An 18,401-nucleotide genomic window follows, 5' to 3' on the forward strand; every position below is an offset into this window, starting at 1 on the left:
ATATTTCCTACTTCATTATACGTTTTATACTATGTAGTTTCAATAGTTTTTTGATAAACTTATTGGTATTTAATATTAAAATATTAAGATGATTTAGGGGTGCCTTCCTCGATGTATTGATTTATCAGGGTATGAAACGTAAAAAAGAGGGCAAGAAGCCCTCTGAGCATAAACTACATTATTGATGATTTGCATGTGACTTGATTTGTGGTACTCCATGACCATTAGGTTCGATCTCTGCATTTGCTTGCGGGCTAGTCATTACTTCACAGCAAAAATTATGAAGCCTATTATCGCCTTCATTAAACTTCCCCTCCTGAATTAGGGTGTTCGAGTTTTTCGCGGATAATCGACGCTAAAAATGCTCCATGACCTTTTTCAAACTGTTCCACGGCAGACAACAACAATTCCTTCCTAAAGTTTATTTGCCGTAACCGCTTTTCTGTGTCCTCTGTTATCCCGAAGCGTGTTGCCACCAAATAATCCGGCATATTTTATCGCCAAAACATGGATCTCCTTTAATTTTGTCGTTCCCTCTCCTTTTCGACTCAAAAAAACGGATTTTCCTCTCTTGTTTACCATTTTTCGTGCGACAAATAGTTACAGATTGTGTATGCCCGTTAGCAAAAATGATTGTTTTATGTCGCACGTGGAGCGTCAAAAATTGGTCAATCTCGATTTTCAAGCAAGACTACGGCTTTAGACAAGCTTTCCCCACGAACTTTTATCTCCCTTCAAGCCCCCGCACGCGCTTCACCTTTTAACTCCGCCAGATCAATAATCCTCCCACAACGCCGCGCAACTTCAGGATCATGCGTCACAATCACAATCGTTTTGCCACGCTCATGTAACTGTTTGAAAATCCGCATAATGTCGTCGCGGTTATCGCTATCAAGTGATCCTGTTGGCTCATCCGCTAAGATGAGTTCACATGGTTTTAAAAACATACGTGCCAAGGCAACGCGCTGCTGCTCTCCCCCAGAAAGTGTATAAATTTTTTGCTTTAAGGGCAGCGCAACCCCAACTTCCTTCAACGCCTCCAATTTTCTTTTTTGCTTCTCTTTCCTTGATAACTTTGAGTATATCAACGGAATTTCTAAATTCTCGTCGATCGTTCCATTATCAATGAGCGCGTAATGTTGAAACGAATAAGCAATTTTTTCGCGCAATAATTTCGTCACTTGACGAGAAAAGCGGGACGGGCGCGCATTGCCAAATAAAAGCACCTCCCCTTCATCCGCACGCTCAAGCAAACCAATAAGATTCAAAATCGTTGTCTTTCCTGAACCGCTTTCTCCTGTTAAAGCAACCATCTCTCCTTCAACAATCTTTAAATTGACCTGATCAAGAATCGTCGCGTCCCCGTAACGCTTTGTGACATGCTTCAGTTCACAAATTGTATTCATTGGTTATGCCCCTTTCTTTGTCACTTGTAGTTGGTTGCGGTTTTCCATGATTAAAAGCGCCAAAATGGAAGCGATGAGTTCGATGAGACTGATGCCCAAGATCGTAAGTAAAAACGGCAAATCAATTGCTTCCTCCACAACAGTAGCAAGCAATACTGCACCACCAATGACCGCACCCCACGTTAAAAACAACCACAGAAAATAACCGCGATACGTTTTGAGAATTCCTGTGCCAAATAAACGACGCACAACAAGACGTTTTTTATGTTTAGTGAAAAAAATGAGCGTGTTTTGTCCGATTAGCAGACAGAAGACAACAATGATCACACCTAGCATCACTAGCACAATATTTCGATCGCGAATGAGCTTCTGCAAATCTTGTTCGACTGCTTCCCTAATGGATTGAACCTCAATCCGTTTATCCAGTTGTAACTCGCGTAGTGCTGGGGCAATTGCTTGCAGTGTTTTTTCTTTATCATTGTCAATGAGCTTCATTTTTAATGGATCAAATAGCCCTCCTCCTCGCATCCCGCCACTATAGACAAACAAATGATTCTGATCCGTTTTCACATGAATAATTGGATCAACAATCATATGATCTTCATCAGGAAACACATCAGGGTTGATACTGAACACAGATTGATTCTCTTTCGTCCAAATGATTTCTAGTGATTGATCCTCATCTTCTACAAGATAAAAATCACGTCGTCCTTCTGACTCATAATAATTACGAATTTCTTGTTCGCGTTCTCGGTACTGCGCTGGCACTAACAATAGCCATTCACGATCATTTTCTGATATGACAATACGTTCCCCATGCTCATTTTCTATCGGAAACGCTTCTAAATAATTGACATTGACATTAATCGAGCGAATGCCAGCTGAATTTCGGTTTAATAAGATCATTTCTTCTTCATATTCACTCGCATCGATATACAGGGCACCGTGCTTATTTAAAACCGAATACAATGCATAAAGACGACGCCCATCTTCTTGCATTGCTAAATCGTCTTCTCTACCAGTACGAGCAGTTACATGCCCCATTGAAACAGTCATCGGTCCATAGTGATCATTGACCGCTTGCCATGTGTCTGCCTTACTTTTACTCTGCAAGATGGCGTTTTCTTTACCGTGGGACAACCTGAAATAATCTTGCAACGCAAGCAAACTCAAACTAATTAAAGCGATCGAACAAATGACTTTTAAACTTGTATTCAATATGAAGATGGCTGTCGTGTCTTTACGATATTTTAACATGTCACTCACTTTCAACCAGCGAATATAGCCATAGCAAACGGATGAACCTACAAGAAAAAGGAGAAAATCTCGCCCCACACTCGACCATGCACCTATCAAAAAAGTCCAAGGTGCTTGTAATGTAAACGCAAAAACGAGTGCCAAACTCACTGCAAAAACAAGCGCGATGCTCGCAAGACGAACGACATTCTGCCACCAAATACGGAGATTGGAAAACCCATATAATTTACTAATTCCAATGGTTTTCGTTGTGTGAAAAATCGTATACATAAACAATAGCAACGTAATCACAAACACAATCGCTTTTAGCGCCGACAACTTTGATAGATCATATAAAGCAAGATAAGATCGTTCTGCTTTCGCCTCATCTGCAGGTACTTGTAAATCAGCCACTGTATAAGTCACTGCGTCTTCATTTCCTTGTAAATGATCATTGAGTCTCTGAGCCAAAACTTGTAAAAACTTTTCTTTCGCTTCTTCACTAGCTTCCATAAAGTAATACCCATGAATAGGCACATGTACAAATGATTGCGAAAGTGGCTTCACCTTGATCGTCGTTTTATCATCAAAATAGCGAATACGCCCCACTTGTTCAACTTTTCCCGTTTCTTTTGACGATAGAAAGGATAGCCCAGTTTCAGACTCTTCCCCAGTTAGTAAGCGCCCATTACCAATATGTATATAGTCATCGAAATTTGTCTCTTGTGTGAGTAACACATACTTAATAACTTCAACAGGCGCTTCTTCATCAGGGGAATAATAGCGCGCCGGGCGAAACACATTGACACCAGTTTCCTTAGCACTATCTACAAGTAATGGGTAAAACGTTTCTACATCCGTAAGTGCCTCATCATTCGGAATCATAAACGGCGTTGTAAACGCATCTTCTAATGCACTGATTTGAATGAACTGTTCTTCTTGAATTTGCAAGTAAGCGAGATAAAAACTGAACATCAGGCTCACTGTTAACATCAATACAGTGATTTTACGCATGAAGATTGCCTCCTTACCATTCATATCACATTATCTGAAGGGAGGAAGCACAAGTTCCTCCCCATTAGCATAACTATTTAGAGTCGACAACTCGTATTCCAGGTCACCCGTGTCTGGCCATAATCAAAACGATTACCTACTTGTTTAGCGTGTGCCGTTTTTCCTGCAGCAGCACAAGAACTATTCGCTGTACGACCTCCTACTTTTGCCGATGCACCGTGAGTCTTACTAGGGTGGTCATATTTTGACTCTGCATACTTCCTCATACCCCAATCCGTCAGTCCTGATCGATACTTCCAAGTTCCACCGCCAACTTTCTCATCAATCCAAAACGGCGTGATCTCGTCATTACTCAATGGCTTCACATCAGTCAAGTCGACAAATCCTCCCGTCACACCATTCGCACTCGCCTCAGATACCGGGACAAACAAGGTTGCTGCTAACGCGACACTAAACAACGACTTCGACAACAAATTTCGCATAGACACTCGCTCCCTTGATAAAATTCCTCCTTTACTAGGAGGTAATTTTATTGTACAATCCAACAATAAACATAATCAATTGTTTTTTTTGTCGTTATAAAACTATATGAGTCGAATAGTAGCATATAATAAATTTATTTTGTTCCACTATGTTTAAATAGCTACCCTTCCATCACAAAGGGATAGCGAGCGCTTTCTTTTGATGATAAAAACAAAAAAGCAAACGGCGCGTCTACCACCGTTTGCTCCATACCCTTATTTTTAACCCATTACTGCTTTTGTCTTTGCAACGACATTTTCAACGGTAAAACCGAAGTGTTCAATGACTGCATCACCGGCACCAGACGCGCCAAATGTGTCTATTGCGATGACAGTACCTTCATCACCGGCATATTTTGCCCAGCCGAGTGAAGAGCCCATCTCAATCGCGACACGCGCCTTTACACTCTTCGGCAATACTGTTTCTTTATATGCATCTGACTGTGCTTCAAAGCGATCCCATGATGGCATGCTCACCACAGACACGTCAATACCTTCTGCTGCTAACGCTGCTTGTGCTTCTACCGCAAGTGACACTTCTGATCCTGTCGCAAGCAATAACGCTTGTGGTGTTTGTTTTGCCGGCGAGACGACATACGCACCTTTTTTCACACCTTCATAGGCGTGCTTATCCGTTCCTGGAAGCGTCTTGAGGTTTTGTCGGCTTAACACGAGCGCAGTCGGTGTATCTTCCGACTCGACCGCCAATTTCCAAGCTGCGGCTGTCTCGTTGCCGTCCGCCGGGCGAATGACAGAAAGTCCTGGCATCGCGCGGAACGACGCGAGTTGCTCCACCGGTTCATGGGTTGGACCATCTTCACCAACGGCCACACTGTCATGGGTCCATACATAGGTCACAGGCAAGTTCATCAACGCCGAGAGACGAACCGCAGGACGAAGGTAGTCAGAGAAGACAAAGAACGTCCCACCAAATACTTTTAATCCACCATGAAGCGCCATGCCATTCAGCGCACAACCCATCGCAAATTCGCGCACACCAAACCAAATGTTACGTCCATCATAGCGATCCCGACTAAAGTTGTCTTCGCCACTTAACGTTGTTTTATTTGAACCTGCCAAGTCCGCTGAGCCACCAAACAATTCTGGGACGTGCTTCGCAAGTGCGTTCAATGCCTCTCCGGATGAAGCACGCGTGGCAAGTGAGCTTCCCGTCTCATACACTGGTAAAGCTGCATCAAAGTCGGCTGGTAACTCTCCAGAAAATGCGCGCTCATACTGTGTGGCAAGCTCTGGATACGCTTGTTTATACGCCGCAAATTGTTCATTCCATGCTGCTTCCTGGTCAGCGCCTCTTGCTTTTACATCTTCGTAATAAGCTTGTACTTCTGCAGGAATATGGAATTCTTCTTCGTAGTGCCACTCATAAGCAGCTTTTGTTAACTTCACTTCGTCTGTTCCAAGCGGAGAACCGTGTGAGGCCGATTTAGCTGATTTATTCGGTGAGCCATAGCCAATTACTGTTTTCGCTTCAATTAACGTTGGGCGTTCGTCTGCTTTTGCTTGCTCAATCGCCGCACCAATCGCATCTAAGTCCATGCCTTCTTCAACGCGAATGACTTGCCAGCCATATGCTTTAAAACGGTCCTCTACACTTTCAGAAAATGACTCATGTAAATCACCATCTAAAGAAATGTCATTCGAATCATATAAAACGACAAGTTTGCCTAGCTTTAAATGTCCTGCTAATGACGCCGCTTCCGCCGACACACCTTCCATTAAATCGCCATCACCGCAAATGGCATACGTATAATGATCAACAATCTCATGACCGTCTTTATTATATTGTGCAGCTAAACGAGTCTCTGCCATCGCCATTCCAACAGCCATCGCAATTCCTTGTCCCAATGGACCTGTTGTTGCTTCAACCCCCGGTGTATGACCATATTCAGGATGTCCTGGCGTGCGACTCCCGAGTTGGCGGAAAGATTGTAGGTCTTCTAATGTCACATCGTAACCTGTCAAATGTAACAAGCTATATAACAGCATTGAGCCGTGTCCTGCAGATAAGACAAACCGGTCACGATTCGACCAATTCGGGTTTGCCGGGTTATGATTCATATACTTTGTCCACAAACTGAAGGCCATTGGTGCTGCACCCATTGGCATCCCCGGATGGCCAGAATTTGCTTTTTCGATACTATCAATTGATAATGTACGGATTGTATTCACCGCTAAATCTTCTACTCGCTTTGTCAAAGTTAACATCCTTTCTGTCCTACATGCTTCACTACATCATATAACTTCTTCACTTAATATACAAGTGACATCTCCGGTAACAAATTATCCCTCTGTTCGGTGCTTTTTTGCTTGTTCGTCTTTCAGTTTTTGCGGTGTCACGTCTTGTCCTGTTTCATCGACGACTTTTACTGTATGTAAATGGTCTTTAAACGACTGGCGGAATGTAGCGAGGTACGATTCTCTCAAGGCTTGACGTTCCTTCGTTTGTGCCTCCGTAAGCGTTCCAGCCTTTGCTAAACGTGATAACTCATTTAAACGTGCCAATTCTTTTTTTGATAACATATACCTTACCCCTTATTTTTTGTCTGGTGCATCGACCACTTCCCGATAACGCCTGTGCACCGTTGCTTTTGAACACTCAAAACCGAGCCCACGAAGCGTCACCGCAATCTCATGAAACGTCAGTCCTTTTTTACGCAAGCGAACAATCTCTTCTGTTGGTAGGTCTAGCAAACTTCTGCCCCCGCCTCGTTTGTCGCCAAGATTATCTTGTGGCCGGAAACCATTACGCACGGCTGCTTGCATCCCTCGCTTAATTTTTAAGTTATGGAGCTTCCGTTGATATTCTTCCACAATCGCAACAATTTCTAACACCATCTCATCCGCCTCTGATAAAGACAGTTCCCCTTGATCGCGAATGGTATACACTTTTACACCATACTTCTGTAGCTGATAGAGTAACGCGATTTTCGCTTTTCCTCGCCCTAGTCTCGTATCGTCCTGTAACAATAAATGCGTATAGCGGCGCGCGCGTGCATCTTCTAACAAATTCAACAGTCCATCACGTTCCAAACTGTAACCACTCGCACGATCCTCATACATAGATGCGATAGGCAACTGATGTTGTTTCGCAAGCATTTCTAACTCACTCGCTTGCCGCTTTAATGATCGCTGCTGATTTTCTTTCTCTGTGCTCACACGACAATAAACAGCCGCCACATCTCTCTGACTCTTCATCCTACCTCTCCTCAACGCCTCTATTAACGATGTAAATCATGAGCAAATGTCTGTTCTAACCGATTGTATGAGAGCGTTTAGAGAATGTCAAGTATTTTTAGAACTTACGTTTGCATTACGTACGTTCGATATGTTAAACTTGTGTAAGATTACTTTCATACATAGGAGGAACAATCATGCCTAAACTATCGACACGTCAAGAAGAAATTCTCGCATTTATCAAAACAGAGGTAAGAAAAAAAGGTTATCCACCATCTGTTCGTGAAATTGGCGAAGCGGTTGGACTCGCCTCTAGCTCCACCGTTCATGGTCATTTAGAACGACTTGAACGAAAAGGTTGCATTCGCCGCGATCCTACAAAACCCCGCGCAATTGAGATCTTAACATCTGAAGACCATGAAAGCGATCGCACGAACCAAAAACAAGACATCGCTCACTATATCCCGATTATCGGCAAAGTCACTGCAGGTCTCCCAATTACCGCCATTGAAAACATTGAAGACTACCTACCAGTCCCCGATCATTTAACAGGACAGGACGACACTTATGCCCTCGTTATTCAAGGAGACAGCATGATTAATGCCGGTATTTTAGAAGGCGATCACGTCATTGTACGACAACAACAAACAGCAAACAACGGCGACATTGTTGTTGCCATGACGGAAGAAAATGAAGCGACTGTCAAAAGATTTTTCCGAGAAAAAGATCACGTTCGCTTACAACCGGAAAATAACACAATGACACCAATAATACTCGATCGATGCATTATTCTAGGGAAAGTTGTTGGCGTTTTTCGAACCATTCACTGATGATTGTTTCATTGACGCCAGCTTACATGTCTATGAATCATGTCACATTGTGCATTTAACCCCCTCTAGCTGTCCAAGCAATTGTTGTCTATTAGCATAAGATAAAGCAGAGGGGGGTGACTAGCATGCCTCAAAATGCGAAACGAAAGTGTGCTTGTCAAACAAGTAAGCAACATACACGCCGTGTTGGTGTAAAAAAACCATTGTTTTCGAGGAACGTTCAGACACAGGAACATCGACACACATGTAAAGAATGCGAGAACAACCAGCATGAATCTTAGACACAGATGGTAGACGGAAAAAGAGGGAGACTACCTTCCCTCTTTTTCCAGCATTTCTCGTCTTCGAACATGCGAACCCATTACTTTCAACATACTAGCCGTCACAAGAAACAATAAACCAGAAATAAGAAACACCGACGACATACCGAGATAACCAGCAAGGATCCCACCCGACACTGGGCCCAACACATTGCCTAAAAAACGAAAACTTTGATTATAACCAAGTACTTCTCCTTGCATGGATGACGGAACAACTTGTCGAATGAATGCCGTCGTACATGGAATTAGTCCTCCTACAGCTAATCCAAACAAAAAGCGGAGTACGAGTAACTGCCAAAAAGCATTGACAAACGCCTGGGGGATAAACAACAAACCCGCTAAAACAAGCAACAGTAAAATAACTTTTTCATGCCCAACCCGATCACCAAACTTGCCCCATCTCCGAGTGCTAAACAAATTCCCTAAACCCGTCACAGAAAACGCTATACCTGCTAGAAACGCCATATTCCCCGGAGAGTGAATCAACTCTGCCACATACAATGACAGTAGTGGCTGGACACTAAATAGACCCATTTGGATCATGAGAGAAATGACCATCATTAATAGCAACATCGGATGTGTGACAATATAGGAAAGAACTTCTTTTGCTTTGTAGTGGCGTTTCCGTTCTCCCGATTCCTCGTGCAACACTTCCTTCACGCCAATCATAACAAGCAATGTTGTCAAAAATAATACACTTGATGTAAGAACGAATGTATACTGCATTCCAACTGCATCTGCAATTAGTCCACCGAATAAAGGACCGAGCAGTCCACCTGATACTTGCCCCGTCATTAACGTTCCTAATGTCTGACCAGCAATACGCTTATCACTTTGGGCTGCAATTAAAGCCATAGATGCCGGTATAAAGCCTGTAGCTAGCCCCATAAAGAGACGCAAAATAAACAAGCTGCCGACTGATTCGACATGCCCCATAAAAAACACGGAAATGGCGATGCCAAAACCAGTCCCAATCAATATTTTCTTCCGTCCATATCGATCACCAATTCTTCCCCATAATGGTGACACAAGAAATGCTACAAAAAAAGAAATGCCAAAGACCCACCCTGCAAAGCGTTGCACTTCTTCTGGTTCATAATGACCAAAAGAATCAATATACAAAGAAAGAAAAGGCAAAATCATCGTCATGCTCGCACCAACAAAAAAGCACGCGATCCACATAATCACGATATTTCGTTTTTCTACTTCAATAAGACCACCTTCGTTTCTCCGCATAGAACTGTTCGTTTACATCTTCAACGACTCAACTGACGCCACCTATTGTTTCGGTACACTAAATATAACACCGTTCCTCATTGAAAGCAACCGACAGGCTTACGCTCTCATATGCGATAGGCAAGAAAATAAAGACAATGGTTCCTCCTCAACACACATCAAATTTGTCACCGTCACACCGAGGAGACGAACACCTTCTGAAAGTTGACCTATCTCTTCCCACAGCTCACAAACATAGCGAAACATCAATAATTTGTCATCCATTCCCTCTGCCACACTGACTCTTTTTGTATATGTCTCAAAAGAGCGGTAACGGACTTTTAATACCACTGTCTTCCCTTTTTTTCGTACCCGCCCTAATGCAACGTGAACTTCTTGACATAACTTCTTCAGTGCCTCTCGTACTTCTCCCTCTGCAACAAGCGCCCGAGGATATGTATGTTCTTTTCCTACAGATTGACGTTCGCGATGAATACATACAGGTCGATGGTCAATCCCGCGAACACGTCGATAGTACGTCACACCAGCTTTACCAAAGTGGTAGATGAGATCCAATTGTTCCATTGCATACAAATCTGCCCCAGTATAAATATGAAGATCATGCATTTTTGCCGCTGTCTTCGGACCGACCCCTGGAAATTTTTCTACTTTCAAACTGTGGATGAATGCCATTGCTTTCGTAGGAGGAACAACCGTTAGCCCGGAAGGTTTTTTCATGTCTGAAGCAATTTTGGCAAGAAACTTATTGTAAGATACACCTGCTGAACTTGACAATTGTAGCTCACGCCAAATTGCCCGTTGGATATGTTGGGCAATTTGCGTGGCACAACAGGCATGCTTATTTTCCGTCACATCTAAATACGCTTCATCAATAGACATCGGCTCGATCATATCGGTGTAACGTTTCATGATCGATTGAATTTGTGCCGAAGCTTTCTGATATGCCGCATAGTTTCCCTCAATAAAAATACCTTCTGGACAACGTTGATACGCCTCATACGCACTCATGGCAGAACGCACACCATATTGCCGAGCAATATAATTTGCCGTTGAGACAATACCTTTGCCGCCTGTTTTTCGTGGGTGCTTTGCAATAATCACTGGCTTCCCTCGCAATGAAGGCCGCTCGCGCTCTTCAACTGAAGAAAAGAAAGCGTCCATATCAATATGAATGATTTTTCTACTTTCATCATTTCGAGGCTCTGGTAACTCAATAACACGTGAAAAAGTTGACATATATACCTCCACACAACAGATCGTATGTTCTTATATTACAGAACGAACGATCCCTTGTCAAGCACACAAAAAAGACCTTCCACAACGGATGGCCTTTTCCATTTATGTCTTCATATTTTAAAATTGAACTTAATAATCCCTGCTTCCTTCGCTGAAATGAATCCAATCATAATAAGCGGACCAACCACAAAACCAAGGACACCAAACAACATCAGCCCGAGATACATCGAAATGAGTGTCGCAAGTGGAGACAATCCAATGTGGATACTCATCACTTTTGGCTCTAATGTCCGTCGAATAATGAGCAATACGGCTGCCAATATAAACAGCTTCGTTGCCATCGCTACGTCACCAGTTAATAGCTGAACAATTCCCCAAGGCGCTAATACAATGATTGAACCAATAATGGGGATCAAGTCAATCACCCAGATGAGTAACGCCGCAAGCAACGCAACTTCTGGTGCAGCCCATAACAAAAACAGGAAAGAAACGAGAAAAATCGGGATGCTTACGAGAAATTGTGCCTTTAAAAAACCTAAAATAACATGTGACAGCCGCGTAAACATAAACGATACTTTTTCTCTTGACCGCTCAGTCAACATCCCATAAAATAATACTTTTAGTTTCGGCATCTCTAGTAAGAATAAAAATAATCCAATCAAATAAACAAGAAATGACACCAAATATCCCGGAATACTCGACACAACTGTTGCAACCCGAGCAATGAGATTTAAATCATTTACATACGCACCAAGATTGTTTAATACTTGGGTCACTTCTTGATTCAATGCCTGGACAAATTCTGTTGGGATGCTATCATTGGCCCGAAGATCATGTTGAAAGTTAAGCCAGCCTTGATTAATTTCTCGAATATAATGAGGTAGGTTTTCAACTAAACGCGTGCCTTGTGTCACAACTGTGGTTGTCAAAAAATATGTGCCAATTGCCAGCAAGAAAATAAATATCCCAAAAACGAGCAACACAGATATGGAATAACTCACTTTTAAACGTTGGTGAAGTAGTTTCACACCTGGAAGCAATAACAATGCTGTTAAATATGCCGCAATCAACGGCAATGAAATTGGTAGTATTAAAAAACAAGCAACAACCAACAAAACGATTACAAGCACGATCTTGACCATTCTTTTACTCATAAAGTTCGTCAACGGAAACCCTCTTTCATTTTTTATCCCGCGTATGATGATGTGGCAAAGTAGAGAATCATCATGTTGGTTTTAAGACGACCATATATGTTCCTATTTGTATGACAACCTCTATTATAACATGCTTATAAACACAAAAGTCATATTCACCCGACGAAACAGCCATGGAAAACGTTTTTCCCATGGCTGCTGTCTTTTATGGAAATGCCTACGCGAAGCAAAACAGAGGTTAATATGAACTTAAAAACTGATCTCGTTCCCATGCATGTACTTGGGTCCGAAATTGATCCCATTCTACTTCTTTTGCTTCCATAAAATGCTCGAATGCATGATTGCCAAGTGCCTGAACGAGCACTGAATCTTTTTCTAGCTCATTTAATGCATCTTTTAACGTTGAAGGCAACGCTTCAATTCCTGACTGCACTCGTTCAGATTTGTTCATGTCATAAATATTGCCACTTGTTTGTGACGGTGGCGTCAGCTTCCGCTTCACCCCATCCAAACCTGCTGCAAGCATTAATGCCATTGCCAAGTAAGGATTTGCAGATGGGTCAGGACTCCGAACTTCGATCCGTGTTGACACGCCACGCGAAGAAGGAATGCGGACAAGTGGTGAGCGGTTACGTAGTGACCAAGCGATGTACACAGGTGCCTCATAGCCGGGAACTAGTCGTTTATAAGAATTAACAATCGGATTCGTAATCGCCGTAAATCCTTTCGCATGGTCTAAAATACCACCTAAAAATTGCATCGCTGTCGTGCTCAGTTGTGTTTCTGATTGTTGGTCATAAAACGCATTCCCTTTCTCATTAAAAAGCGACATGTTCAAATGCATACCCGAACCATTCACACCAAATAACGGTTTTGGCATAAATGTCGCATGTAAGCCATGTTTGCGCGCAATCGTTTTGACAACCAATTTAAATGTTTGAATGTTATCACATGTGGTGATCGCATCTGCATATTTAAAATCTATTTCATGCTGTCCCGGTGCCACTTCATGATGAGACGCCTCAATTTCAAAACCCATATCCTCCAATTCTAGGACAATGTCACGGCGACAATTTTCCCCTAAGTCTGTCGGTGCAAGGTCGAAATAGCCACCTTTGTCATTTAATTCTAACGTTGGCTCACCTTTTTCGTCATTCTTAAATAAAAAGAACTCTGGCTCAGGACCAATATTAAAACTTGTAAACCCAAGCTCGCGTGCTTCTTTTAACACGCGCTTTAAAATCCCACGTGGATCCCCTTCAAACGGTGTTGGCTCCTCACCTGGCTTTCCAGGTTGATAGACATCACAAATTAAACGAGCGACTTTTCCTTTTTCCTGCGTCCATGGAAATACAACCCACGTGTCTAAATCTGGGTACAAATACATGTCTGACTCTTCAATCCGGACAAATCCTTCAATTGAAGAACCATCGAACATCATTTTGTTGTCAAGCGCCTTTTCGATTTGGCTTACCGGAATTTCTACATTTTTAATCGTACCGAGCAAATCTGTGAATTGAAGACGAATAAAGCGAACATTCTCCTCTTTAGCAATACGAACAATGTCTTCCTTTGTATACTTTGACATACGTCCTCTCCTCTCACCCTTATCATGCTTTTTTTATATTAGAAAAAGGGCAGCGCCCTCTATTCTCCCGTAGTTATCGTTAAAAATCGTGTTTCTACACCTGAAAGTATCGTACTAAAAGAAAAATTGGAAGTCAAGCAAAATGATATGCCTCCAAGAAGGTTCTTACGATTCTGAGGAAAAAAAGGTCTTCACAATCGCTTGTATGACGGCAAGTTTCACGTGTTCGTACGTGAGACCTCCTTGAACGTAAACGGTGTACGGCGGTCGGAGCGGTCCATCTGCAGTTAATTCAATGCTTGCTCCTTGAACAAATGTCCCAGCAGCCATAATGACATCATCTGCATACCCTGGCATCGGACTTGGTTGAGGTACCACATGCCCATTGACAGGTGAAGCCTGCTGAATCGCCTGACAAAATGTGACCATCTGCGCAGCTGTATCAAAGTGCACTGCTTGAATCAAATCCGTTCGTACACTAGAAGAACAAGGCGTCGTGCGCAAACCGAGTTTTTCGAGTAATGCAGCCGTCAATACGGCCCCTTTCAATGCTTGTGAGACAACATGCGGTGCGAGAAAAAATCCTTGATACATGTCCAAAAGGGTATGTAAACTTGCTCCTCCTTCAGCACCAATACCTGGTGCCGCCAAACGATATGAAGCAAGCTCCACGAGGTCCGTACGCCCAATGACATAGCCGCCTGTTTTCGCAATGCCACCTCCTGGGTTTTTAATTAAAGAACCCGCAATCAAGTCAGCCCCAACATGACATGGCTCTTCTGTCTCTACAAATTCACCATAACAGTTATCAACAAAGACAATCACATCTTGCTTTAAACTTTTTACATACGCAATCATGTCTCCAATTTCGGCCACTGTGAAAGATGGACGATCGCCATAACCTCTTGAGCGCTGAATGCCTACCACCTTTGTGTTCGGACAAATCGCACGCGCAATCGCTTCTCGGTCAATCGCCTCATTTTTCAATGCGATTGCATCATAAGATACACCGTAATCTTTTAAAGAACCTTTCCCGTTTCCACGTATACCAACAATCTCTTCAAGCGTGTCGTATGGTTTGCCGGTAATATATAATAACGCATCGCCTGGACGAAGGACACCAAACAATGCGGTCGCAATCGCATGCGTCCCGGAAACAATTTGTCCGCGGACAAGCCCAGCTTCTCCACCAAATACATCTGCATAAATGGCTTCTAGTGTATCTCGCCCAACGTCGTCATAACCATAACCTGTAGATGGCGTGAAATGAAAATCAGATACTTGGTGTGCACGAAATGCATCAAGCACGCGTTTTTGGTTGACCAGTGCAGTCGCTTCAATTTGTCCGTGCTCATATTGGAGCGTTGCCTCTACTTGGTCAAGTAATTCTTGTACCTCATTTGTAAATAAACGTTTTTCCTTCAATGAAATTCAACCCACTTTATTGTCCAAAACGATATTTTCTTCCTACAACTTATCGTACCATGATTTTGTCAAAAAGTCGCTTTCTCTGCAAAAAAAGGTTCGTATTATCGACTTGATAAGTCAAAATCTTCTAACCTTAGTTGTTGCAACGCTTGCTTTGTGTAATCATTTTGCTTCATGATTCGAACTGCCTGAAGACGAATGGCCTCCTCCATTAAATTGCGGATATAGCGGCCGTTGCTGAATGTATGGGCTTCTTCTTCAATGACACGCTTAATATGTGCGCGTACCCCCTTATATGCACTCTCTACTAATACATAATCGCGTTCTTTCGCCATATTACGCAACATGTCCATTAATTGATCCACTGTATAGTTTGGGAAAGTCACCGCAATAGGAAACCGCGAAGGCAAGCCGGGATTGAGTGACATGAAATAGTCCATTTCTTCACAGTAACCAGCAATGATTAATACAAACTCATTGGCTTTGTCTTCCATTCCTTTTACAAGTGTATCAATCGCTTCTTTACCAAAATCTTTCTCTCCGCCACGTGACAATGCATACGCCTCGTCGATAAAAAGGACACCGCCATTCGCCTGTTTGAGTACTTCACGTGTTTTTTGTGCAGTATGTCCAATGTACTCCCCAACCAAATCAGCCCGTTCTACTTCTAAGAAATGCCCTTTTGAAAGCACCTTCATATCATGCAAAAAAGATGCAATCAACCTAGCAATAGATGTTTTCCCCGTTCCTGGATTCCCTTTGAACACCATATGGAGTACTTGTTTTGTAACAAGTAAACCATGCTCTTTTCGACGCTCATTCACATAAATCCACGCGTATAACTCTTTAATAAGCGATTTAATCTCAGACAAACCGATAAAAGCTGAGAGCTTCTTTTCAAACCGAGCCAGCACCTCATGCTTCTCTTTTTCGTCTTCAGATACAAACCAATCTGTGCTCACTCGTTTGGTTGGCGCTTTATTCAAGACCACATTAATCCGTGCGCCCTCTCTCGCCTTTAGTGGATGGGTCACTCGCCTCCACCTCCTCGAACGACTCGTGCGCCCCACTGCTTACTTATAACAGTATACGCAAGCACAGTCCAAAACGTGACAAAAGCCTAGAAAACGTGCTCAAAAACATTTTGTGTGACAGAAGCGCTTTCATTCGACATGAATTAGACAAAATTAAACATTCTATTACTTAGTCAAGCATGTTAATATAAATAGTGGCACAAATAAGTTAACGGGAGATGATTTGCATATGAAATTTAAGCGTATTTTTACAGGCATTTTAGCAAGTAGTATGTTGTTGACAACGGGATTTACATTTGCGACGCCTACATATGCAGCAACAAAGGGCATCACACAAGAAACAAATGAGCATGATAAAGATAATACTGTTGTTTCTCATGTCTTGACTGAAGATTATATTTTAAAAGCTTCTGGAACTGGATGGGGAGATTATGCAGAATTTACAGCTACACAGTCAGCCATTCGCATCCAAGCCTCTACAAGTTTAATCCCTGATGGTCCTGAGTACACAACTGCATGGTTTTTAATGGAGCTCCATGAAGAGGCAAATTGGTGGTTAGAGTACACGGGGCAAATTTTAGTGGAAAACGGTGGCACTTATGATTATACGTGGCTAGTAACACCGGGTAAAACCTACAAATTAGTCGCTGCAAGCCTCACCCACGATGAACCATTCGAATCAGGATCAAGTACAGATATTTCAGGGACTATCAACATTGATTACGTAAAGAAAGCCGACCCTAACAATCCAAAAAACGAATAAAGGTCGATTAATATTTCTCATTTGATACTGAGGGAGAGCGTTCTCTCTCAGTATCACTCTTTTATGAGCGATTTAATCTCAGACAAATCGATAAAAGCTGAGAGCTTCTTTTCACACCGAGCAAGCACCTCATGCTTCTCTTTTTCATCTTTAGATACGAACCAATCTGTGCTCCGTTTCTGCGCCCTCTCTCGCCTTTAGTGGATGGGTCACTCGCCTCCACCTCCTCGAACGACTCGTGCGCCCCACTGCTTACTTATAACAGTATACGCAAGCACAGTCCAAAACGTGACAAAAGCCGAGAAAACGTGCTCAAAAACATTTTGCCTCACACGCTTCACTGCATATACCACGCAAGTGCTGCAGCCTCCAGTTGTTGCACATGTTCATGTTTACCTGAAATATATGCAGTGATATTTGTAGGGTGCATTGCCGCAAGAATCCGTTTTAATTCGCCATACGCGTGCGCTTCCTTCGGGTGTGCACGTAAATAATCGCGTACTGCTAAATGGCGGCATACGTCCCTGCTGCCTGTTTCAAACACGTGTACGTGATGTGTACGCTGATCCCCACCCTTTTGAAAATAGCGTCGCCCCTCGATCCCGTTCTCTCCTTTTGCCTCATAGCCAATTTGCTTCATCGCTTCATTTAACTCGTCTACACGCACAATTGGTTCGTGCACCTCTATTAATACATCAATCACCGGCTTTGCTAACAGTCCGGGTACAGCTGTGCTTCCAATATGGTGACATGCAACGATGTGATTTGCAAAAATATGTTTTAATCGTACTGCTTCACATACAAATTGATCTATCCATGCTGTTTGATAAGGTGTGACGATCACTTGCCTCATATTCTTTTCTCCTTATGCTGTGATATAAACACCAAAAAAAAGCCACTGACATGGCTCCTTTCACGCTCAACCAACTGTCCAAGGATGATGCAAGCGCTTAAAAGTACTATACCACATTGTGTGAATGTGTGTAAATAGATAGACACTTTGTTCAATCAATATTTGGAAACACCATATGCGGCTTTGTTTCTCGATAGTAAGCAAGCCGATCTTCCCGCGTACCTGTATGAAATTCAAACTTATGTCCGTCTGGGTCTGTAAAGTAAATGGACTTTTTATCACGCGCGTCGCGTGGTCGCCCGGAAAGCACAGTCGCCCCTGCCACAAGCAATCGCTCATACAACTGGTCTAACTCTTTTTCTGCGACCGAAAACGCAACATGTGTATAAGATGCACGAATCTCTTGACGCGGGATGTCTTTTTCCTCATTTAAAGCAAACCACATCCCATTTACATCAAAATAGGCTGTTTGATGCCCTTTTACTAACAATGTCGCCGAAAATACTTGCTCATAAAAATCAATTGAACGATGTAAGTCACTTACTGAAAAACAAAAATGATTTAGCCCTTGAATCGCCATCCGATGA

The 18,401-nt window shown here is 42.7% G+C and carries 16 protein-coding genes; 2 read left to right on the forward strand and 14 right to left on the reverse strand.

The features are described from left to right. Positions 1-734: 734 nt before the first annotated feature. The 6 genes from BLT29_RS04365 to BLT29_RS04390 form a co-directional block, all read right to left on the reverse strand. Positions 735-1,406, reverse strand: coding sequence for an ABC transporter ATP-binding protein (locus BLT29_RS04365; protein ID WP_090775092.1), 672 nt, complete (start codon positions 1,404-1,406; stop codon positions 735-737). 3 nt (positions 1,407-1,409) lie between these two features. Continuing rightward, on the reverse strand, positions 1,410-3,656 hold the full coding sequence (locus tag BLT29_RS04370) for a DUF1430 domain-containing protein (RefSeq protein WP_176763797.1): 2,247 nt from the start codon (positions 3,654-3,656) through the stop codon (positions 1,410-1,412). A gap of 77 nt (positions 3,657-3,733) precedes the next feature. Beyond that, the gene (locus BLT29_RS04375) at positions 3,734-4,138 is read right to left on the reverse strand and encodes a lactococcin 972 family bacteriocin (protein WP_090775094.1); all 405 of its coding nucleotides are present in this window, start codon (positions 4,136-4,138) and stop codon (positions 3,734-3,736) included. A 261-nt stretch (positions 4,139-4,399) separates the two neighbouring features. Continuing rightward, positions 4,400-6,394 carry a transketolase gene (gene tkt / locus BLT29_RS04380; protein ID WP_176763798.1) on the reverse strand — a complete coding sequence of 665 codons (1,995 nt, stop codon included), beginning with the start codon at positions 6,392-6,394 and terminating at the stop codon, positions 4,400-4,402. An 84-nt stretch (positions 6,395-6,478) separates the two neighbouring features. Next, complete coding sequence (locus BLT29_RS04385) at positions 6,479-6,718, reverse strand: DUF896 domain-containing protein (RefSeq protein WP_090775096.1); 240 nt, start codon at positions 6,716-6,718, stop codon at positions 6,479-6,481. Between the two features lie 12 nt (positions 6,719-6,730). Next, on the reverse strand, positions 6,731-7,393 hold the full coding sequence (locus BLT29_RS04390) for a YneB family resolvase-like protein (RefSeq protein ID WP_090775097.1): 663 nt from the start codon (positions 7,391-7,393) through the stop codon (positions 6,731-6,733). A gap of 176 nt (positions 7,394-7,569) precedes the next feature. On the opposite strand from BLT29_RS04390, the gene lexA reads away from it, so the two are divergent. Then, positions 7,570-8,202 (forward strand): transcriptional repressor LexA, encoded by a 633-nt coding sequence (gene lexA / locus BLT29_RS04395; protein WP_090775098.1) that lies wholly within the window; start codon positions 7,570-7,572, stop codon positions 8,200-8,202. Between the two features lie 311 nt (positions 8,203-8,513). Here lexA and BLT29_RS04400 read toward each other — a convergent pair whose 3' ends face one another. The 6 genes from BLT29_RS04400 to BLT29_RS04425 all read right to left on the reverse strand — a co-directional run bounded on the left by BLT29_RS04400 (position 8,514) and on the right by BLT29_RS04425 (position 16,198). Then, a complete protein-coding gene (locus BLT29_RS04400; protein WP_245701065.1) occupies positions 8,514-9,758 on the reverse strand; it encodes an MFS transporter in 1,245 nt (414 codons plus the stop codon). A gap of 99 nt (positions 9,759-9,857) precedes the next feature. Continuing rightward, complete coding sequence (gene dinB / locus BLT29_RS04405) at positions 9,858-10,994, reverse strand: DNA polymerase IV (protein ID WP_090775099.1); 1,137 nt, start codon at positions 10,992-10,994, stop codon at positions 9,858-9,860. A 110-nt stretch (positions 10,995-11,104) separates the two neighbouring features. Next, a complete protein-coding gene (gene ytvI / locus BLT29_RS04410; RefSeq protein WP_090775100.1) occupies positions 11,105-12,160 on the reverse strand; it encodes a sporulation integral membrane protein YtvI in 1,056 nt (351 codons plus the stop codon). A gap of 226 nt (positions 12,161-12,386) precedes the next feature. Further along, complete coding sequence (gene glnA / locus BLT29_RS04415) at positions 12,387-13,736, reverse strand: type I glutamate--ammonia ligase (RefSeq protein WP_090775101.1); 1,350 nt, start codon at positions 13,734-13,736, stop codon at positions 12,387-12,389. A 165-nt stretch (positions 13,737-13,901) separates the two neighbouring features. Further along, complete coding sequence (locus BLT29_RS04420; protein WP_090775102.1) at positions 13,902-15,161, reverse strand: methionine gamma-lyase family protein; 1,260 nt, start codon at positions 15,159-15,161, stop codon at positions 13,902-13,904. Positions 15,162-15,265: 104 nt separating this feature from the next. Further along, on the reverse strand, positions 15,266-16,198 hold the full coding sequence (locus BLT29_RS04425; RefSeq protein WP_090775103.1) for an AAA family ATPase: 933 nt from the start codon (positions 16,196-16,198) through the stop codon (positions 15,266-15,268). Positions 16,199-16,427: 229 nt separating this feature from the next. Here BLT29_RS04425 and BLT29_RS04430 point away from each other — a divergent pair, with 229 nt between their 5' ends. Beyond that, on the forward strand, positions 16,428-16,961 hold the full coding sequence (locus BLT29_RS04430; protein ID WP_090775104.1) for a hypothetical protein: 534 nt from the start codon (positions 16,428-16,430) through the stop codon (positions 16,959-16,961). A 337-nt stretch (positions 16,962-17,298) separates the two neighbouring features. On the opposite strand, the gene BLT29_RS04435 is transcribed toward BLT29_RS04430, so the two are convergent. Both BLT29_RS04435 and fosB read right to left on the reverse strand, forming a co-directional pair. After that, positions 17,299-17,814 (reverse strand): GrpB family protein, encoded by a 516-nt coding sequence (locus BLT29_RS04435; RefSeq protein ID WP_090775105.1) that lies wholly within the window; start codon positions 17,812-17,814, stop codon positions 17,299-17,301. 151 nt (positions 17,815-17,965) lie between these two features. Further along, a complete protein-coding gene (fosB, locus tag BLT29_RS04440; RefSeq protein WP_090775106.1) occupies positions 17,966-18,394 on the reverse strand; it encodes a metallothiol transferase FosB in 429 nt (142 codons plus the stop codon). Between the last annotated feature and the right edge of the window lie 7 nt (positions 18,395-18,401).

This window comes from Shouchella lonarensis, from assembly GCF_900096965.1.
In the GTDB taxonomy this organism is placed as follows: domain Bacteria; phylum Bacillota; class Bacilli; order Bacillales; family Bacillaceae_D; genus Shouchella; species Shouchella lonarensis.